12 protein-coding genes and 1 pseudogene are annotated in these 20,815 nt (G+C 69.0%); 11 read left to right on the top strand and 2 right to left on the bottom strand.

All coding sequences use genetic code 11. The annotated features are described in order from the left end of the window. Positions 1–22 precede the first annotated feature (22 nt). The 4 genes and pseudogenes from mrcB to tsaB form a co-directional block, all read left to right on the top strand. Positions 23–2,446 (top strand): annotated as a pseudogene (gene mrcB, locus N4G47_RS14725) (penicillin-binding protein 1B); the annotation flags it as partial. A 9-nt stretch (positions 2,447–2,455) separates the two neighbouring features. Next, positions 2,456–2,992 carry a hypothetical protein gene (locus N4G47_RS14720; protein WP_107231803.1) on the top strand — a complete coding sequence of 179 codons (537 nt, stop codon included), beginning with the start codon at positions 2,456–2,458 and terminating at the stop codon, positions 2,990–2,992. A gap of 554 nt (positions 2,993–3,546) precedes the next feature. Beyond that, the gene (locus tag N4G47_RS14715) at positions 3,547–5,586 is read left to right on the top strand and encodes an ATP-dependent DNA helicase (RefSeq protein ID WP_475288088.1); all 2,040 of its coding nucleotides are present in this window, start codon (positions 3,547–3,549) and stop codon (positions 5,584–5,586) included. Positions 5,587–5,595: 9 nt separating this feature from the next. Then, positions 5,596–6,309 (top strand): tRNA (adenosine(37)-N6)-threonylcarbamoyltransferase complex dimerization subunit type 1 TsaB, encoded by a 714-nt coding sequence (tsaB, locus tag N4G47_RS14710; protein WP_475288086.1) that lies wholly within the window; start codon positions 5,596–5,598, stop codon positions 6,307–6,309. Positions 6,310–6,769: 460 nt separating this feature from the next. On the opposite strand, the gene N4G47_RS14705 is transcribed toward tsaB, so the two are convergent. Then, the gene (locus tag N4G47_RS14705) at positions 6,770–7,654 is read right to left on the bottom strand and encodes an energy transducer TonB family protein (protein ID WP_309334347.1); all 885 of its coding nucleotides are present in this window, start codon (positions 7,652–7,654) and stop codon (positions 6,770–6,772) included. Next, positions 7,654–8,601, bottom strand: a complete 948-nt coding sequence (gene gshB / locus N4G47_RS14700; RefSeq protein WP_475288084.1) for a glutathione synthase — start codon at positions 8,599–8,601, stop codon at positions 7,654–7,656. Before gshB ends, N4G47_RS14705 begins: the two co-directional genes overlap by 1 nt. A gap of 240 nt (positions 8,602–8,841) precedes the next feature. Here gshB and pilG point away from each other — a divergent pair, with 240 nt between their 5' ends. From pilG to N4G47_RS14665, 7 genes are all read left to right on the top strand, one after another. Beyond that, a complete protein-coding gene (gene pilG, locus N4G47_RS14695; protein WP_005418455.1) occupies positions 8,842–9,243 on the top strand; it encodes a twitching motility response regulator PilG in 402 nt (133 codons plus the stop codon). 17 nt (positions 9,244–9,260) lie between these two features. Continuing rightward, complete coding sequence (locus tag N4G47_RS14690; protein WP_057498588.1) at positions 9,261–9,623, top strand: response regulator; 363 nt, start codon at positions 9,261–9,263, stop codon at positions 9,621–9,623. After that, on the top strand, positions 9,623–10,153 hold the full coding sequence (locus N4G47_RS14685; RefSeq protein ID WP_107231808.1) for a chemotaxis protein CheW: 531 nt from the start codon (positions 9,623–9,625) through the stop codon (positions 10,151–10,153). The genes N4G47_RS14690 and N4G47_RS14685 overlap by 1 nt, the downstream gene beginning before the upstream one ends. A 41-nt stretch (positions 10,154–10,194) precedes the next feature. Further along, positions 10,195–12,231 carry a methyl-accepting chemotaxis protein gene (locus N4G47_RS14680; RefSeq protein WP_107231809.1) on the top strand — a complete coding sequence of 679 codons (2,037 nt, stop codon included), beginning with the start codon at positions 10,195–10,197 and terminating at the stop codon, positions 12,229–12,231. A gap of 100 nt (positions 12,232–12,331) precedes the next feature. Next, positions 12,332–18,904: an Hpt domain-containing protein gene (locus N4G47_RS14675; RefSeq protein WP_475288081.1), complete on the top strand. Its 6,573-nt coding sequence runs from the start codon at positions 12,332–12,334 to the stop codon at positions 18,902–18,904. Continuing rightward, the gene (locus N4G47_RS14670; RefSeq protein WP_475288077.1) at positions 18,891–20,237 is read left to right on the top strand and encodes a chemotaxis protein CheB; all 1,347 of its coding nucleotides are present in this window, start codon (positions 18,891–18,893) and stop codon (positions 20,235–20,237) included. Before N4G47_RS14675 ends, N4G47_RS14670 begins: the two co-directional genes overlap by 14 nt. Continuing rightward, complete coding sequence (locus N4G47_RS14665) at positions 20,234–20,698, top strand: chemotaxis protein CheW (protein WP_428702463.1); 465 nt, start codon at positions 20,234–20,236, stop codon at positions 20,696–20,698. The genes N4G47_RS14670 and N4G47_RS14665 overlap by 4 nt, the downstream gene beginning before the upstream one ends. Positions 20,699–20,815: the final 117 nt, after the last annotated feature.

Here is a 20,815-nt window from a genome sequence, read left to right as displayed (position 1 = left end):
GACCTTACATTCTCGCATTCCCGTGCCCCGACGCTACGATTCCGACGACATCGACGATTTCGACGACGACCCGCAGGACGGTGGCCCGCTGTGGCGGCGCCGGCTGATCACCTGGAGCATGGCGGCAGTCGCGTTGGGATTGGGCTTCCTGATTCCGTACACGCTGTACCTGAACCAACAGGTGACCCAGCGCTTCGGCGAACTGCGCTGGCAGATCCCGACACGGGTCTACGCGCGCCCGCTGGTCCTCACGCCCGGCAAGGCGATGGATGCGGCCACGCTGAAGACCGAACTGGCGGCCTCGGCCTACCGCGATGACGGGCAGGGCAAGGAGCCGGCCACCTATGCGGTGAACGGCGGGCGCTTCGTCATCTCCAGCCGCGGATACAACGATGTCGATGGCCGGGTGGCCCCGCGCCGGGTGGAACTGTCGCTGGCCGACGGTGGCGTGGCCTCGCTGCGCGATGCCGACAGCCGCAAGGCCCTGAAGGCTGCGCGGCTGGACCCGGCGCGCATTGCCACGCTGTATGGCCAGAAGCAGGAAGAACGCCGCCTGATCCGCATGGACGAGGCGCCTGACCTGCTGGTGACCGGCCTGCAGGCAGTGGAAGACAAGGACTTCAACCGCCATCACGGCATCGACCTGTCCGGCATCGCGCGCGCGGTGTGGGTGACCGTGCGCTCCGGCGGCCAGAGCCGCCAGGGCGCGTCCACGCTGACCCAGCAGCTGGCCCGCAGCGGCCTGCTCGGCATCGGCAAGGAACAGACCGTCACCCGCAAGTTCAACGAAGTGCTGTACGCGCTGATCATGGAAGCGCGCTACGACAAGCGCACCATCTTCGAGGCCTACCTCAACCAGGTGTACCTGGGCCAGCGCGGCAGCCAGGCCATCCACGGCATGTCCTCCGGCGCCGAGTTCTGGTTTGGTCGTGACCTGCAGTCACTGGAAACCGAACAGATCGCACTGCTGATCGGTCTGGTGAAGGGGCCCTCGTTCTACGATCCGCGACGCAACCCCGAACGCGCGCTGGACCGCCGCAACTTCGTGCTGGGCAAGCTGCACGAGGCGACGCTGATCGACGATGCCGAGTACCAGCGCGCCCTGAAGGCGCCGCTGGGTGTGCCCAAGACGCCGGGCCTGGTGGCGGCCAACCGCTTCCCGGCCTATGTGGATCTGGTCCGCCGCCAGCTGGGCCATGACTATCCGGAATCGGCGCTGCAGGGCGCCGGCCTGAGCGTGATGAGCGGCATGTCACCGTCTGCCCAGGCCTATGCCGAAGGTGCGGTGACCCGTACCGTCAAATCGCTGGAGAGCAAGCGTCGGCCCGAACTGCAGGCCGGCATGGTACTGACCGACGTGCACAACGGTGATGTGCTGGCGGTGATCGGCAGCCGTGAGGTCTCCGAGGTCGGCTTCAACCGCGCGATCGAAGCGCAGCGTCCGGTGGGTTCGCTGCTCAAGCCGTTCGTGTACCTGCTGGCGCTGGCGCAGCCGGACCGCTACTCGCTGGCCAGCTGGGTCGACGATTCGCCGGTGACGGTGCAGCTCGGCCGTGGCCGCAACTGGAGCCCGGGCAACGCGGACAACCGCAGCCATGGCACCGTGCGCCTGATCGATGCGCTGGCCCATTCCTACAACCAGGCCACGGTACGGGTAGGCATGCAGGTCGGCCCCGAGCGCGTGACCCAGCTGATCCACGTGCTGGCCGGCATCAAGGCCGAGGCGAACCCCGCAGTGATCCTCGGCTCGACCGACCAGAGCCCGTACGCGATGGCGCAGCTGTACCAGTTCCTGGCGTCCGGCGGCGAGATCCAGCCGCTGCATGCGGTGCGTGGCGTGCTCGATCCGCAGGGCAAGCTGCTCAAGCGTTATGACAAGACTCCGGCGCCGGCGCAGGAAGGCGACTCGATCGCCGCCAACCTGATCAGCGTCGGCCTGCAACAGGTGGTGTCCAGCGGTACCGCGCAGCGCCTGAATGCCGACGGGCTGGGCCGGCTGCAACCGGCCGGCAAGACCGGTACCACCAACGATGGCCGCGACAGCTGGTATGCCGGCTACACCGGCGATCATCTGGCGGTGATCTGGATCGGCAACGACCAGAACGAGCAGGCCGGGCTGTATGGCGCCACCGGCGCGATGCGGGTGTGGTCGGGCATCTTCCAGCGCCTGCCGAGCGCGCCGTTGCGGGTCAGCAACAAGGGGCTGGACTGGCAGCCGGTGGCGGCCACGGGCATCAACAGCACCGACGACGGCTGCCCCGGCGCACGCCGCTTCCCGTTCGTGGTGGGCTATGCGCCCGCCTATGCGCCGTGTGCGCCCGCCGTTTCGCCCGAGGCCCAGGAGGGTGCCGAAGGTGAGGGCGGGGGCTGGCGCAGCTGGTTCGGCCTGGATCGCAAGCCGGACCCGCCCGCAGAACCTGCCGCAGCCCCGGCTGCGGCCACTCCCTCCGAGCCGATGAAACCGATGAACATCCGAAACCTGCTGCACCCACTGTCCGTGGCTGGTCTCAGCCTGGCCCTGGCTGCCTGCGTGAGCAGCGCACCTCCGGTGGTCAAGCCGGTCGCCACCACCACCCCGGCGCAGCGACTGGCGGCGGTCGAGGCGGCGGCGGGTCCGGACGACAAGGAGTTGTCGGTGCAACCGCTGCGTGATTCGCAGGTGGAGGATCTGCGCTTGACCGCACAGGCACAGCGCCAGGCGAGCGATCTGGCCGGTGCGGCCAGCAGCCTGGACCACGCGTTGCAGATCGTGGCCGACGACCCGGCAGTGCTGCAGGAGCGTGCCGAGCTGGCGCTGCTGCAGGGCCAGTGGGCGCAGGCGGAGACATTCGCGCGCAAGGCGGTCGATCTGGGTTCGAAGACCGGTCCGTTGTGCCGCCGGCACTGGGCGACGATCGAGCAGTCGCGCCTGGCGCGCGGCGAGAAGGAGAACGCGGTGTCGGCGCATGCGCAGATTGAAGGTTGCACGGTGCCGGGAATCAAGCGGTACTGAGGTATTCCACTCCACCGGGCGCTGCCCCTCTGCGGCGCGCGCACTGATGGATGCGGGTGATGGGCCGGGTGGGTGGGGCGTGCAGGACACGCCGTAAACCCATCCATGGGGGCTCGATGGCGCCATCCATGGCGCCAACGGTCCTGCACGCCCCACCCACCCGGCCCGCCATACATCGCGCGGGCCGCAGGCAAGAACAAAATCAAAAACAAAGGCGGGTCGCGCGCTGCGCGCGCTCGCAGTAATCCATCTTCTTTTCCCGTTCCTTCCACCGCTTCCGAGCTGCCGGTAAAGCAGGCTCGACGCTACGAAGCGCGTCCCTCCGTCACCGGGAAACTGTCGAAGGCAGGGGACTGTGGGTTTGCGGGGTGTCCGCGGCATGGATGCCGCGGCCAAGCCCTCAGGGACGGGTTTACGGCGTCCCCGCAAACCCACAGTCCCCTGCCAGCCCTCAGTGCAACCCAGAGCCATGACCGCCGTTGCCGTTGCTGGTGCTCTGGCTCCGGCTTGAAACGGGTGCCGGGCAGCGCCCGGCCGGGTATCCTTTCTCTCTGATGTCCGACCTTGTCCATGCCAGCCGCGAAGCCCTCAGCGACGGCGGCGCGCTCGCCTCGCACCTGGACGCGTTCGTTCCGCGCCCGGCCCAGCTGCGCCTCACCGAAGCCATCGCCGATGCGCTGCAGCAGCGCGATCTGCTTTTGGCCGAGGCCGGTACCGGCACCGGCAAGACCTTTGCCTATCTGGTGCCGGTGCTGTTGTCCGGCCTGCGCACCATCATCTCCACCGGCACCCGCGCGCTGCAGGACCAGCTCTACCACCGCGATCTGCCGCGTGTGCGGCAGGCACTGGGGGTCGGCCTGCGCAGTGCGTTGCTGAAGGGGCGCGCGAACTACCTGTGCCGCTATCGTCTGCAGCAGGCACGCGGCGAACCGCGCTTTTCCAGCCCCGAACAGGCCGCGCAGTTCCAGCGCATCCTGGCCTGGTCCGGTCGTTCGGAGTTTGGCGACATCGCCGAGCTGGACGGGCTGGCCGATGATTCGCCGCTGCTGCCGATGGTCACCTCCACCGTCGACAACTGCCTGGGCACCGACTGCCCGTTCTGGGACGACTGCTTCGTGGTGCGCGCCCGCCAACGTGCGCAGGCCGCCGACGTGGTGGTGGTCAACCATCACCTGCTGCTGGCCGACCTGGCGTTGAAGCAGGACGGTTTCGGCGAGCTGCTGCCGGGCGCGCAGGCCTTCGTCATCGACGAGGCGCACCAGTTGCCGGAGCTGGCCGCGCAGTTCTTCGGCGAGGGCTTCGGCATGCGGCCCTGGCAGGAACTGGGTCGCGACTGCCTGGCCGAGGCACGCGGCGTGGGCGGCGCGCAGTCGGCCCTGCAGGCGCCGGTCGATCAGCTGCAGCAGGCGCTGCTTGCATTGCGTTCGGCGATGGAGGGCCTGCCGCCGCGCGGCACGCAATGGCGTGCGCTGGCGATGCCGCAGGTGCGCGAGGGCTTCGATACGGTGATGGCCGGCCTGGTGACGCTGGAACAGGCGCTGCAACCGCTGCGCGAAGCGGCTGCAGGCCTCGATGCCTGCCATGCGCGTGCGCGCGAAGCGGTTTCACGATTGAGCCGATGGCTGGGCGATGACGAGCCCACACTGGATTTCGACACCGATCCCACCGAAGTGTCAGGTGCGGCCGATGTGCTCTGGTACGAGCTGACGCCGCGTGGTTTCCGCTGCCAGCGCACGCCGATGGATGTGTCCGGCCCGTTGCGCGAACACCGCGAACGCAGCCGCGCGGCGTGGATCTTCACCTCGGCAACGCTGACCGTCGGCGGTGGTTTCGATCACATCGCCACGCGACTGGGCCTGGACGATCCGCACACGCTTGTCCAGCCCAGCCCGTTCAACTGGCCCGAGCAGGCGTTGTGTTACCTGCCCGAGGGCCTGCCCGATCCGGCCGCACGCGGCTTCGGTACCGCGCTGATCCAGACGTTGCGGCCGGTCCTGCAGGCATCGCAGGGCAGGGCGTTCCTGCTGTTCGCCTCGCACCGTGCGCTGCGCGAAGCGGCAGAAGCGTTGCGTGACGGACCCTGGCCGCTGTTCGTGCAGGGCGAGGCGCCGCGCGCCACCCTGCTGCAGCGCTTCCGCGAATCGGGCAATGGCGTGCTGCTGGGCTCGGCCAGTTTCCGCGAGGGCGTGGATGTGGTCGGCGAGGCGCTGAGTGTGGTGATGATCGACAAGCTGCCCTTCGCCGCACCGGACGACCCGGTGTACGAGGCGCGGCTGGAGGCGATCCGCAGCCAGGGTGGCAATCCGTTCCGCGACGAACAGCTGCCGCAGGCGGTGATCGCGCTGAAACAGGGCGTCGGTCGCCTGATCCGCAGCGAGAGCGACCGCGGCGTGCTGGTGCTGTGCGACCCGCGCCTGCTCAACCGCGGCTACGGCCGGGTCTTCCTCGATTCGCTGCCGCCGTTCCGCCGCACCCGTGCCCTGGCCGATGTGCAGGCCTTCTTTGCGCCACAATGGGCCCCCGTGGCCGATGATGCCGTACCGGCCGCCCCTGCGGCGGACCCGGCGCCCGGTGCCACGTTCCCCCTGTTCTGACCTGATCCGATGAAACTGCTCGCCTTTGAAACCGCCACCGAAGCCTGTTCCGTTGCCCTGCATGTCGATGGGCAGGTACTGGAACGCTTCGAGATCGCGCCGCGTCGGCACGCCGAGCTGAGCCTGCCGTGGGCCGAGGCGCTGCTGGCCGAGGCCGGCATCAGCCGCCGCCAGCTTGATGGCATCGCGCTCAGCCGTGGTCCGGGCGCTTTCACCGGCGTGCGCCTGGCCATCGCCATTGCGCAGGGCATCGCACTGGCGCTGGACCGCCCGCTGCTGCCGGTCTCGACGCTGCAGGTGCTGGCGTTGCGTGCGCCGGCCGAACAAACACAGATCCTGTCGGCGATCGATGCGCGGATGGGCGAACTCTACGTGGCGCGCTTCGAGCGCGTGGCGGGCCTGCCGGTGGCGCGCGATGCCGAGCGCGTGTGTGCACCGGCGGCGGTGGCGCTGCCCGATGGCCTTTCGGCCTATGGCGTCGGCACCGGCTTTGGTGCGGCCGATGGCGCGCTGGTGGCGCAGTTGGGTGATGGCCTGCGCGGTTTCGACGCTACGGCGTTGCCGCGGGCATCGGACGTGCTGGCGCTGGCGGTGCCGGCGTTCGCGCGTGGCGAGGCCATTGCACCAGAGAGGGTCGAGCCGGCCTATCTGCGCGACAACGTGGCGCTGACCCTGGTCGAGCAGCAGGCGGCGCGCGAGGCCAAGGCGAAGGCCAACGGCTGAGCCCCTCGTGACGGCGACTGCGTAGAGTCGAGCTTGCTCGACTGAAGGGCTGCGCGCTTGGCCGGGCGGGGTGGGTTCGCGGACACCCCCGCGAACCCACCCCGCCCGACCTCTGACAGTTTCCGTGCGTGTCCGCCACGGAAAATCAAAAAAGAAAAGTCAAAGTCAAAGTCAAAGCCGATCGCTTCGCTCGCATCCACGCATGGCGTGGATGTGTCGACCAAGGTCGACACCTACCAACAGCAATGAGGCGCCGCGAGCTGTCAGAGGTGGGGCGGTGTGGGCTTGCAGGACCGTTGGCGCCATGGATGGCGCCATCGAGCCCCCATGGATGGGTTTACGGCGTGTCCTGCAAGCCCACACCGCCCCGCCAAGCCCAACATCCCGACCGCTGCTTTGGCTGTTGCCGTTGCTCTGGCTTCGCAGCGGGTCCCGGGCCGCAGGCCCGGGCAACAAACCCCTACCGGTCGTCGCGCAGTTCGCCGCCGGGCAGGAATACCCAGGTGCGTGTGACCTGCAGGATGTCGATCGCATCTTCGGTCTTCGGCAACGGCGGGAACGGCTGCGCCAGCTTCACCACCCGCAGTGCCGCTTCATCCAGCAACGGCGTCCCGCTTGAACGCAGGATGCGGCTGCTCTCCACGCTGCCATCGCGGCGCACGCCCACGCTGATCACCACCTGGCCACCCAGTCGGCGTTGCCGCGCCTCGTCCGGATAGTTCAGGTTGCCCACCCGCTCGGCACGATCCACCCACGCCCGCAGGTAATTGGCATACGCATATTCGCGCGTGCTGGCCGACACGAACTTGCGGTTCGGGCGCTTGGCGTACTGTGCCGAGCGCAGATGCACCTCGGCCGCCAGCCGTGCCATCTCCGCATCGCGTTGCTCGCGCGCGGTCAGGGGCGCATCCGGTTCGGGCTGGTCAGGTGTCGGCCGGGCCTGGGCCTGGGCCACCGTTTCCTCGCCATTGCGGCTGCTGACCACGCGGGCCTGCGGCGGCGGGACGGGCGCGGCCGCCTGTTGCTGCTGCGGTACCGGGCTCAGACCCGCCTGCGCCTGCGGCACGATGCCGGCCTGGTTGTCACGCGGTCGCTGCGCGCGGTCGTGCTCACCACCGCCCTCCTGGTTGGCCGCGGCCAGGAAATCGGCCTGCTTTGGGGTCAGCGCGGTGCGGGTCTGGCTGAAGATCACCTCCAGCGTCGGCACCAGCGGCGCATCGCCCTTCACTGCAAATCCCACGCCCAGGATCAGCAGTGCGTGGACCAGCACCGACAGTGCGATGGTCGCCCCCAGCCGCTGCGCTTCGCGTGGCGGCGGGGGCAGGACGGCAGACGCGGCGTGCATCAGCGCAGGCCGGCCTCGAGTGCGTCGAACAGGGTGCCGGCGATGTTCAGTCCGTACTGTGCATCCAGCTCGCGCACGCAGGTCGGGCTGGTCACGTTGACCTCGGTCAGGTAATCGCCGATCACGTCCAGGCCGACGAAACGCATGCCGCGGCGCTTCATCTCCGGGCCGACCTGGGCGGCGATCCAGCGGTCGCGCTCGCTCAGCGGGCGGCCTTCGCCGCGGCCGCCGGCGGCCAGGTTGCCGCGGAACTCGTCACCCTGTGGGATGCGCGCCAGGCAGTAGTCGACGGGCTCGCCGTCGACCAGCAGGATGCGCTTGTCGCCGGCCGTGATGTCGGGAATGAACTTCTGGGCCAGCGCCAGCTTGCGGCCGCCGTCGGTCAGCGTTTCCAGGATCACGTTCAGGTTCGGATCGCCCTGGCCGCTGCGGAAGATCGAGCGCCCGCCCATGCCATCCAGCGGCTTCAGCACGGCCTGGCCGTGTTCCAGGGCGAAGGCCTTCAGCGCCTTGGCGTCGCGGCTGACCAGGGTCGGCGGGCAGCACTGCGGGAACAGCAGGGCGGCCAGCTTCTCGTTGTAGTCGCGCAGGCCCTGCGGGTTGTTGACCACGCAGGCGCCGGCGGCGGCGGCCACGTCCAGCACCTGGGTGTCGTAGACGTACTCGGCGTCGACCGGCGGATCCTTGCGCATCAGCACGATCTGGCCCGGGCCGAATTCGGTACGGCTGAATGCGCCCAGCTCATACCAGCCGGCCGGGTCGTCGCGCACCTGCAACGGCGCGGTCTGGGCCACCGCCACGCCGCCTTCCAGGGCCAGTCCGCCCGGCCGCACGTAGTGCAGGGCATGGCCGCGGCGCTGGGCTTCCAGCAGCATGGCGAAGGTGGTGTCCTTGGCGATCTTGATGTGGGCGATGGGGTCCATCACCACGATGACGTTCAACGGCATGGGCGCACCTGTCAGGCAAGGCGTTGATGGTAGCGGCAACGCCGCCCGCGTGCCTGCCTGCCGCACCGCAACGCAGCGTCCGCCTGGCGGCAGCGCAGTCATTGCGAACCCGGTCACGTTCAGCAGGGCGCCACGCCCCGCGTGGTGGGGCGGCCTTGAAGCGGGCGCGGAAAGTGCGATATAGATACGCTTTCGTAGCGGCCCCCGCCAAAGATCGGGCCGTTCGCTTGGGGATAGGCAATGACTGAAAACACGACTGCGGGCGGGGAACTCGCAGGACTCCGGGTGATGGTCATCGATGATTCGAAGACCATCCGCAGGACTGCGGAAACGCTGCTCAAGCGCGAAGGCTGCGAGGTGGTCACCGCCACCGACGGCTTCGAGGCGCTTGCGAAGATCGCAGACCAGCAACCGCAGATCATCTTCGTCGACATCATGATGCCGCGCCTGGACGGGTATCAGACCTGCGCGCTGATCAAGGGCAACCAGCTGTTCAAGGCGACCCCGGTGATCATGCTGTCGTCCAAGGATGGTCTGTTCGACAAGGCGCGGGGACGCATCGTCGGCTCGGAGCAGTACCTGACCAAGCCTTTCACGCGCGAAGAACTGCTGGGTGCCATCCGCACATACGTCAACGCCTGACCAGGGGGAAAGGCACAATGGCTCGTATCGTCCTGATCGAGGATTCACCGACCGACCGCGCGGTGTTCAGCCAATGGCTGCGCCGTGCCGGCCACGAAGTGCTGGAAGCGGACAACGCCGAGGACGGCCTGCAGCTGGTGCGTGACCAGGTGCCGCAGCTGGTGCTGATGGACGTGGTGCTGCCCGGCATGAGTGGTTTCCAGGCGACGCGGGCGATGGCCCGTGACGCGGCGATCAAGCACATCCCGGTGATCATCGTCAGCACCAAGGCGATGGAGACCGACAAGGCCTGGGGGCTGCGCCAGGGCGCGGCCGATTACATCGTCAAGCCGCCGCGCGAGGATGAACTGATCGCGCGGATCAATGAACTGGTGACCTGATGCGCTCGCCCTTCGACATCCTGGAAGCCTACGAACGGCGCAGCCTGGCCCATGCGGTGCAGCTGCCCGAACGCCAGTTCGCCCAGGACCTGTGGCGTGGCGTGGGCTACCGCGTCGGCCAGCGCCGGCTGGTGTCCGATTTCCGCGAAGTGGTGGAGATCGTGCCGATGCCGCCGGTCACCGCGGTGCCCTGTGCCCAGCCCTGGCTGCTGGGCGTGGGCAACCTGCGCGGCAACCTGTTCCCGGTGGTGGACCTGAAGTACTTCCTGGAAGGCACGCGCACCGTGCAGCAGGAAGGCCAGCGCGTGCTGATCATGCGCCAGGCCGGTGGCGACGTTGCACTGACCATCGACGAACTGTTCGGCCAGCGCAGCTTCGAACAGGACCAGCAGATCGCGGCCGGCACGCTGGCCGAAGGGCGCTATGGCCACTTCGTCGATCGTGCCTTCCATGCCGACGGCCATGACTGGGGCGTGTTCTCGCTCTCGCTGCTGTCGCGCACCCCTGAATTCCGGCAAGCCGCGGCCTGAGGCCGGGCATCGCCCCCTGCATTGAAGATCGAGGTTGAACGATGAGTACTGCTTCGGACGCCACCAAGACCGGCAAGCTGCGGCTGGGCGGCAGCAACCTCTGGTTGTTCCTGCTGCTGGCATCGATGATCCTGTTCGGCGTCAACACCGGCGTCGCCACCTGGCAGGGCAGCCGCCTGGCCGACGCCGGCTCCAAGGCCGCCGATCTGCAGGTGCTGTCGCAACAGCTGGCCAACCAGGGCCGTGATGCCGTCGGCGGCAACGCCCAGGCCTTTACCGCTTTCAAGGCCACCCGCAACGCGATCGAACAGAATGTGTCGACGCTGCAGGGCCGTTACGGCAAGGAACCGGGCGTGTCCGGGGCCATCGCAAAACTGGGCGAAACCTGGGCGCCGCTGGGCAAGCAGGCCGGCCAGCTGGTGGCCAGCGAGCCGGCGGTGCTGGCCCTGGCCGGCAACGCCAACAACTTCACCGGCGCGGTGCCGGGCCTGCAGGCGCAGCTGAACGAGCTGGTGCGCGCGATGTCCGCCTCCGGTGCGCCGTCGGCGCAGGTGTACAGCGCACTGCAGCAGGTGGTGGTGGCCGGTTCGATGGCCCGCCGCGTGACCGAAATGCGTGCCGGCGGCAGCGCCGCGGCGACCTCCGGTGATGCACTGGCGCGTGATATCACCGTGTTCTCGCAGGTGCTCGATGGCCTGCGCAACGGCAATGAGGAACTGGGCATCACCGCCGTGCGCGGTGCCGCCGCCGTGGCCGCGCTGGAGCAGTCGCAGCAGAAGTGGGAAGCGATGAAGCAGGACGCCGATGCGATCCTGGCCAGCTCGCGCCAGCTGTTTGCGGCGCAGTCGGCGGCCACCGCGCTGGGCCAGGGCTCGGCGCACATGCTCGATGACAGCCGCAAGCTGTTCGATGCCTTCTCCTCGTTCGGCTCGGTGTCCGACACCCGCCTGTTCCCGAACTTCTGGATCGGCGTGGTGTCCGGTGCGCTGTCGCTGATCGCGATCATCGGCTTCGTCTCCACCAACGTGCGCAGCCGCTCACGCGAGCAGGAACTGCGCTACCAGACCCAGGTGGAGTTCAACAGCCGCAACCAGCAGGCGATCATGCGGCTGCTGGACGAAATCTCCTCGCTGGGTGAGGGTGACCTGACCGTCAAGGCCTCGGTGACCGAGGACATGACCGGCGCCATCGCCGACGCGATCAACTACGCCGTCGATGAGCTGCGTCACCTGGTGACCACCATCAACGACACCTCGGCCAAGGTCGCCGTGTCCACCCAGGAAACCCAGGCCACGGCCATGCAGCTGGCAGAGGCTGCCGGCCACCAGGCCAACCAGATCACCTCGGCCTCGGACCGCATCGGCGAAATCGCCGCGAGCATCGAACAGGTGTCGCGCAACTCGGCCGAGTCGGCCGACGTGGCACAGCGCTCGGTGGTGATCGCCGCCGAGGGTGCCGGCGTGGTGCGCGAGACCATCCAGGGCATGGACCAGATCCGCGACCAGATCCAGGAAACCTCCAAGCGCATCAAGCGCCTGGGCGAGTCGTCGCAGGAAATCGGCTCGATCGTGGAACTGATCAACGACATTTCCGAGCAGACCAACATCCTGGCGTTGAACGCTGCCGTGCAGGCGGCCTCGGCCGGTGAAGCCGGCCGCGGTTTCGCGGTCGTGGCCGACGAAGTGCAGCGCCTGGCAGAACGTACCTCGGGTGCGACCCGGCGCATCGAGAACCTGGTGCAGGCCATTCAGGCCGACACCAACGAAGCGGTCACCTCGATGGAGCAGACCACTGCCGAAGTGGTGTCCGGTGCGCGCCTGGCCGAGGACGCCGGCACCGCGCTGACCGAGATCGAGCGCGTGTCCAACGCCCTGAACACCCTCATCAAGAACATCTCCATCGCCGCCCAGCAGCAGTCGGCCGCCGCGTCGGACATCACCCGCACCATGGGCGTGATCCGGCAGATCACCGGCCAGACCTCGCAGGGTGCCGGGCAGACCGCAGAGTCGATCGGCCACCTCGCGCAGCTGGCGGCGGACCTGCGCCGTTCGGTCGCCGACTTCAAGCTGCCGGCGTGACGCGGGCAGGGCGGCGAGCAAGGAATCCCTCGATGAAGCATTTCCATTCCCCACGCCAGAATTCGCGCGGCCTCCGCGCGGCGGCGAACGGAGCGCGTCCATGAGCAGTCTGCGCGATGCGATGAGCCACGCAGCGCTGGGCTGGGTCAAGCCCGAGCTGGACGAGACCCTGCGCCAGGTGCGCAACGAGGTCGAGTACTACGCGGAAGACCCGACCGATGCCAGCCGTATGCGCATCTGCGCCGGCTACCTGCACCAGGTGCAGGGCACCCTGCGCATGGTCGAGCTGTATGCCCCGGCGATGGTGGCCGAAGAGCTGGAGCAGCTGGCCAACGCCATCGGCGGCGGCCATGTGTCCGATCGCGATGAAGCGTGCGCGACCCTGATGCGCGGCAGCGTGCTGCTGCCCGACTACCTGGAGCGCCTGCAGAACGGTCACCGCGATATTCCGATCGTGCTGATGCCGCTGCTCAACGAGATCCGCGCCGCGCGCGGCGAAGAGGGCGTGCATGACAGCGTGCTGCTGGCCTTCGCGCCGGACAGCATCACCGCCACCGAAGCCGAGCTGGACCATGCCCGTGGCAGCCTGAGTGGCCGCAACCGCGAGCTGCTCGATACCGTGGGCAGCGCGGTGAAGGAAGAACTGCTGCGCATCAAGGATGCGCTGGACCTGCACCTGCGTACCGGCGGTGCGCCGGAACAGCTGCAGACCCAGGCCAACGAGCTGGGCGCGGTGGCCGATACGCTGGGCATGATGGGCCTGGGCGTGGCCCGCGGCGTGGTCGTGCAGCAGCGCGACGCGCTGCGTGGCGTGGTCGAGGGCCGCCAGCAGATCGACGAGAACCTGCTGCTGGATATCGCCGGCGCGTTGCTCTACGTCGATGCGTCGCTGGATGACCAGGTCGCCCACCTGGGCGCCGGTGGCAGTGGTGAGGACGACCCGAGCGCGGTGGAAAACCGGCGCACGGTAGAGGTGCTGGCCCATGAAGCCATCGCCAACTTCGCCGCGGCACGCGAACACTTCGTCGCCTTCATCGAAACCAGCTGGAATCATGCCGAACTGCAGGACGTGCCGCGCCTGCTCGGCGATGTCGCCGGTGCGCTGCGCATGCTCGACCTGGGCACCGCCGCCGACTACCTGCGCGGCGTGCAGCAGTACATCGAGGCCGAACTGATCGGCCGCCAGCGCGTGCCCAGTGGCCGCCAGCTGGACACGCTGGCCGACGCCATGGCCAGCCTGGAGTACTACCTCGAAGCCCTGCGTGACCGTCGGCCGGGCCGCGAGGACATTCTTGAAATCACCCGCAGCAGCCTGGAAGCACTGCGCTACTGGCCACTGCCCGAGCGCACAGACGGCGCACCGGCGGCCGCCGCGCTGCAGGCGGTCGAGCGCGAGCCGATCGACCTGCACGACAACGCGTTGCAGCCGGAGCACGTTGATATCCCCGTTCAGCAGGCTGCTCCCTCCCCAGGCGCGGTGCCGCTGCCGCTGCCGGACTTCACCTTCGATCCGCCGCCGGTGGTGGCGGGTAGCCCGCTGATGTTCGATGCCGCCGGCCAGTCCGTTGCCGCGGCCATCGCGACGGCGTCCACGACCGATGCCGAGTCGCCGCTGGTGTTTGCCGCCTCCAGCGCGCCCGCACCGGAGGTACCGCAATGGGACCTGGCGCCGTTCTACCCGGATGCCGAACCGCTCGCGCCGTCTTCCGACGAACGCAGCCCGACCTTCGCCAGCTTTGATCCGGTCAGCTTCGAGCTGGCCGACGCCGGGCAGGACGCCGCGCCTCAGTGGACGCTGTCCGAAGCGCCGCTGCCGGTGCAGGACGAGGTCTCCACGCCGGAGGCGGACGACGCGGTTGCCGCACCGGCAGCCAGTGTCGCCGCGATCGATGCCGCACCCGTGTTCGACCCGGTGATGGCCGAGCACGACGCGGCTGCCGCGACCGATGAGGTGGTGTTCCGCTTCGACGCCGACGCGCTGGACAATGCCGACGACGTGCTGTCGCTGCATGCGATGGAGACGCTGGCGCTGGAGGACGACACCGATCTGCATGTGCCGCTGCAGCAGGTCGATGCCGAAGCCGCCGCGCCGGTCGACGACGTGCCCCTGGCGGCGGTAGCCGATGCCGCTGCCGACGAGGTGCCGGCACCGGCGGTGTCGGTGATCGACATCGACACCATCGCCCCGATTGATTTCAGCGAAGCCGACGCCCAGTTCTTCGCCGAGCTGAGCGCGGCTGCGGCCGACTTCGACCCGCAGGCGGCGGCTGTACCGGCCGATGCCGGAGCCGGCGCCGCCACCGAAGCCGGCTTCGAGGCCGGTTTCGATGACGATGCCGAAAACATCGACGAGGACATCCGTGAGGTGTTCCTTGAAGAGTTCGATGATGAGCTGGCCAACCTCGGCGCGCTGTTGCCGGCGTGGCGCATGCAGCCGGACAACACCGACCGGCTGCGTCCGATCCGGCGCATTTTCCACACCCTCAAGGGCAGTGGCCGCCTGGTGGGCGCACGCACCCTGGGCGAGTTCGCCTGGAAGATCGAGAGCATGCTCAACCGCGTGCTCGAGGGTACGCGTCCAGCCTCGCCGGCGGTGCTGGCGATGGTCGATCATGCCCATGCCGCGCTGCCGCAGCTGAACGCCGCGTTGCGCCATGGCCAGCGCATCAGCGTCGACCTGCAGGCGATGCAGGCCATTGCCGACCGCGTGGGCGCCGGTGAGGAAACCTTCTATGTGCCGCTGCCGGTTGCGGCCGCGCCTGTCGCACCGAAGGTCGAGACCGAGGTAGCGGGCGAGGACGAGATCAGCCGCCTGCTCGAGGCCGAAGCCATCGCTTCGACGCAGCCCGGATCGCAGCTGGACCCGGCGCTGGAAGCGGCGGGGACGCCGGCCAATATCGACAGCGTGCTGCGCGAGATCCTCGAAGCCGAAGTCGAGGTGCACCAGACGACGCTGCTGAACTGGCTGCGCTCGGCCCAGCACGCGCCGCAGCCGGTCAGCGATGCACTGCTGCGTGCGGTGCACACCATGAACGGCGCCTTCGCGATGACCGAAGTGCCGGAAATCACCGCGGTTACCGGCGGTGCCGAGTCGTACATCAAGCGTGCCTTGGCCGCAGACGTGGTGCCCGGAGACGAGGGCGTGTCCGCCTTGGACGCCACCGCGCAGGCGATCACCGCCACCATGGAGGCGCTGCAGGCCGAGCAGCCGCGCATCGCGCCGCAGCCGGCGTTGGTGCAGCGCCTGCTGGCGCTGGCCGGCGAGCTGCCCGAAGCGCGTTGGCCGATGGCCGGGTTGGAAGAGGACGAGGGCGATCTGGCGCTGGACGCGGACGCCGACGTCGATGCGCAGGCCGCGCCGGAACGGGAACCGGAACTGGAACCGGTTGCAGCCGACGCTTCGCCGGAGCAGACCACCGCGCCGGTCGAGGAGGGCGATCTGCAGGTCGTCGAACTGACCGGCAGCGATGATCTCTCGCGCTACTTCGACGCTGGATGGCCGTCGGTGCCTGCCGAGGGCGAACCTTCGGCGGCCGTCGATGAATCGATTGAGATCGATCCACTGCAGGTGCAGGGCAGCGATGCCGGCATCGCCGAAGACGTGCTGGAAGCAGCGCCCGCGGCGTCGCTGGTCGACGCGGCCGACCTGACCGTGATCGATGACCTCTCGCTGTACCTCGATGCCAGCGCGCTGCCGGTGGATGACCGCGATGTGGACGAGCCTGTCGCGGTCGACGAAGTTGACGCAATTGGCCTGAATAGGCGTTTGCCCAGCGACGTTGAGGTTGCCGACGACGAAGGCCACGACGACGCTGCTGCACTGCCACTCGACAGCGAGCTGTCGAGCCTGCAGGATGAAATGGCTGCGCCGGGGTTTGCCGAACCGGTCTCGCTGGAAGCCGCGCTCGAGGCCGGCCTGCACGTGATCGACGAAGAACAGCCCCTGGCCGACGACGGGCAATGGCCCGTGCTCGGCCTGCAGGCCAGCGAACTCGCGCCGGGCGAGGCAGATGCCTTTGCCGAGGATGCGGACGTCGGCGGGGAGGCGGCGGTCGGTGAAGGAGAGAGCGCCGACCAGCCGTCCCCGGCGACGGTGGATGAAGACAGCGCCGCAGACGCACCGCAGGACACCCTCGCGCCGGTGCGCTTCTTCGAACTGGAAGAGGCCCCAGGCCAGCCGCATCCGGCGGCTGATGCACCCGCCGCTGAGGCCGTGGTGCCGGTCCTGCCGTCTGCTGACGCCGCCGCGATCGACGCAGCGGCCATCACCGCCTCGGCCGCCCCGGCGCTGGACGACAGCGCCGATGCACTCGACTTCAGCGTGTACGACCGCGAACTGGTCGACATCTTCGTCGAGGAAGGCAAGGATCTGCTTGACCACTGCGATGGCCTGATCAGCGAACTGCGCGACGCACCGCAGGACCGGGAGGCGCTGGCAGGGCTGCAGCGCGACCTGCACACCCTGAAGGGTGGCGCGCGCATGGCCGGCATCAACGCCATCGGCGATCTGGGCCACAGCATCGAATCGCTGCTGGAAGCAGTGGCCGCCGGCCGTACCGAGATCGAGCGCCGCGACGTGCAGCTGCTGGAACGTGGTTTCGACCGTCTGCACCAGATGTTGACCCGTACCGGCGCCCATCGCGTGGTGGAGCCGGCGCAGGACCTGGTGGAGGCGTTTGAGGTCCGCACCACTACCGATATCGCCGCAGCCGCGGCGGCTGCCAGCGCAGCCATCGCGACCGGCGTCGAGGAAACCGCATCGGCAACGGTCGCAGGCTCCGTTCCGGCACTGCTGGATGCGCCGTTGTCGGCGCCGCTGCCGGTCGAGGGCGTGGTCGATGAGGATCCGCTCGCGCGTCCGCAGCAGGAACAGGTCCGCGTGCGCGCCGACCTGCTTGATCGCCTGGTCAACCATGCCGGTGAAGTGGCGATCTACCGCTCGCGCCTGGAACAGCAGCTGGGTGCCTTCCGTGGCGCGATGGGCGAGCTGGAACGCACCAATGCGCGACTGCGCGACCAGCTGCGCCGCCTCGATCTGGAAACCGAAGCGCAGATCGTCGCCCGCTACCAGCGCGAGCAGGACCAGGCCGACCAGAAGTTCGATCCGCTGGAGCTGGACCGCTTCTCCACCCTGCAGCAGCTCAGCCGCGCGCTGAACGAATCGGCGGCCGACCTTGGCGGCCTGCAGGGCGTGCTGGACGATCTGTCGCGGCAGTACGACTCGCTGCTGCAACAGCAGTCGCGGGTCAGCTCGGAGCTGCAGGACGGCCTGATGCGCGCGCGCATGGTGCCGTTCGATGGCCTGGTACCGCGCCTGCGCCGCGTGGTCCGCCAGTCGGGCATGGACACCGGCAAGCAGGTGCACCTGACCCTGGAAGGCACCCACGGCGAGCTGGACCGCAATGTGCTCGACCGCATGGTCGCGCCGCTGGAACACATGCTGCGCAACTCGGTGGCGCACGGTCTGGAAGCGCCGGAACAGCGTCGTGCCGCCGGCAAGCCGGAGGAAGGCGAGATCGCCATCCGCCTGCATCGTGAAGGCTCGGAAATCGTGCTGGAAGTGGCCGATGACGGCGCCGGCCTGGACCGCGAAGCGATCCGCCGCCGCGCCATCGACCGCGGCCTGCTGGGCGCCGACGCGCAGCCCAGCGAACAGGAACTGGACAACCTGATCTTCGCCTCCGGCTTCAGCACCGCCGACCAGGTCAGCCAGCTGGCCGGCCGCGGCGTGGGCATGGACGTGGTGCGCAACGAAGTGCGCCAGCTCGGCGGCTCGGTCGACATCCAGTCGGTGCGTGGCCAGGGCGTGCGCTTCACCCTGCGCCTGCCGCAGACGCTGGCGGTCACCCAGGCGGTGTTCGTGCAGATCGGTGAAACCACCTTCGCCGTGCCGGTGGCCTCGGTCAGTGGTATCGGCCGCCTGTCGCGCGAGCGTTTTGAAGCCGCCGACAGCAGCTACCGCTACAGCGGCGAAGACTATCCGCTGTACGACCTCGGCAGCCTGGTCGGGCAGGCCCCGGCGCGTGCCGATGGCCAGGACCAGGTGCCGCTGCTGCTGGTCCGCGCCGGTGACCTGCGCGCTGCGGTGGCGATCGACCAGGTGCTCGGCAACCGCGAAATCGTGGTCAAGCCGGTCGGCCTGCAGATCGCCTCGGTACCGGGCATCTACGGTGCCACCATCACCGGCGATGGCCGCGTGGTGGTGATCCTGGACGTCGCGCCGCTGGTGCGCCGTTTCCTGGCCAACCCGACGCTGCCGGTGCTGGCCAACGCGCCGCGCCAGGAGCGCCAGGTGCCGCTGGTGATGGTGGTGGACGACTCGCTGACCATGCGCAAGGTCACCGGCCGCATCCTCGAACGCCACAACTTCGAGGTCAGCGTCGCCCGCGATGGCGTGGAAGCGCTGGAACGGCTGGAAGAGCGCGTGCCCGACCTGATGCTGCTGGACATCGAGATGCCGCGCATGGATGGCTATGAGCTGGCCACCGCAATGCGCGCCGATCCGCGCTACAAGGACGTGCCGATCGTGATGATCACCTCGCGCAGCGGCGACAAGCACCGCCAGCGCGCCTTCGAGATTGGTGTCCAGCGCTACCTGGGCAAGCCGTACCAGGAGTTGGACCTGATGCGTAACGTGTACGACCTGCTGGGGATCGCCCGTGTCCGTGAGTGAAGCCCATCCGGCTCCGGCCGTTGCCCTGCTGGCCCGCCCTGGCGCGGCGCGCGAGCGCCTGCGTGAGGCGCTGGCGCACGCCGATGTGCAGCTGGTGCTGGAAGACGATCCGAACGGCCTGGAACCTCAGGCGCTGCAGGCCGCGCATCCGCAGTTCGTGGTGATCGCCCTGGAGGCCGCCATCGAGGATGCGCTGGAGCGCCTGGAGCCGGTGTTGTCCGCGCCGGACCTCACGCTGGTGTTCGATGAAGCCGAGCTGGCCGCGCGCCGGGACGGCTGGGAAGCGCAGCGCTGGGGTCGCCATCTGGCCGCCAAGCTGCACGGCCACCAGCAGGTGCTGCCGCCCGGCGCAGAGGAAGAACCGAGCCTGCAGCTGGAACCGGGTCATCCGGCGCCAGCACCGGCGCCGCGCGAAGAGGCCCTGCAGCCGCACCTGGACCAGGCCGTGAGCTGGGCCGACGAGGTGCCTGCGGACAGCCTGTACTCGCCACCGGCGCAGCTGCGCGAGCCGATCGCGCTGGAGCAGGCGTTGTCCGCACTGCAGCCGGTGCTGCCCGAACTGCCTGAAGCACCGCCGCTGCCGGTGCCGCCGGAGGTCACGCCCGCGCTCCCGATGGCGCCGCCGATTTCCTTCGACCACACCGCGTGGTCGCTGGTCGAGGACACCTCGGGCGACCACGTATCTGCCGACGGTTCCCGCGAAGTCGCCGCTGAACAGGCATCGCCCGCATTCGATACCGATCACCTGAGCCTGGTCGATCTGGACGCGGCGGCGCCGGTCGGCGCCCGCGCTGCATCGCTGCTGGTGCTGGCCGGCATCGGTGGCCCCGATGCGCTGCGTCGCCTGCTCGGCGCACTGCCCGCCACGCTCAGCGTGCCGGTGTTGGTGCATATGCGCCTTGATGGGGGCCGTTACGGCAACCTGGTCAAGCAGATGGCGCGGGTGTCGCCGCTGCCGGTGCAGCTGGCTGAAGCGGGCCAGCGCGCCGTGCCCGGCGAGGTGCACGTTCTGGCCGATGACATCGGCGTACACGTGGCCAGCGATGGCCTGCATTTCCGGTCCGATGCCGAAGGCATCGCGATCGCGGCGCTGCCGGCCGAGCACACCGCGCTGGTGCTGCTCAGCGGCGCCGACCTGGGCCATGTCGGCCCGGCGCTGGATCTGGCCGCTGCCGGTGCGTGGGTGGCTGGGCAGGTGGGCGAAGGCTGCTATGACCCGGCTGCAGCCACGGCCGTGGTCGCCGCCGGCGGTGTGGCCGGCGAGCCACAAGCGCTGGCGCAGGCGATTGCTGCGCGCTGGGGCGGGGAAGACGACAACGGAGAAGCACCGTGAGCTATGCCAGCAATGATGAAATCCGCGGCGTCCTGATCCAGGCCGGCAATGAACGCGTGTTGCTGCCCAATGCCACGGTGGCGGAAATGATGTCGCGCGTGCCGGTGCAGCCAGTGGCCGATGCGCCGCGCTGGCTGGTTGGCGAGATCGGCTGGCATGGCTGGCAGGTGCCACTGGTGTCGTTCGCGCGCCTGTCCGGGCTGGGCGAGGAGGCGGTGGCCGGTCACAACAAGGTGGTGGTGCTCAAGGCCCTGAGCGGCAACGCACAGCGCCCGTACTACGCGCTGCTGACGCAGAATTTTCCGCAGCTGATCTCGGTGCCGCGCGACGGCCTGCTGGCCGACGCCTCCGAAGAAACCCTGCCGCAGATCGTGCATATGCGCGTGCTGCTGGGCGAGCAGAGTGCGCTGCTGCCGAACCTGGATGCGCTGGAAGCGGCGCTGGATTCGCTGGCCGCCTGATCGGGAACCCGCCGGGCATGGCCCGGCGCTACCGGAGGCGTTCCGGATTCCCGGTAGTGCCGGCCGCTGGCCGGCAACCCTGTATTCCTGTGGATGCCGGCCAGCAGCCGGCACTAC

The organism is Stenotrophomonas sp. GSD10, assembly GCF_056172695.1.
Note: the sequence above shows the minus strand (reverse complement) of the source record. Positions and strands in the feature narration are given on the sequence as shown.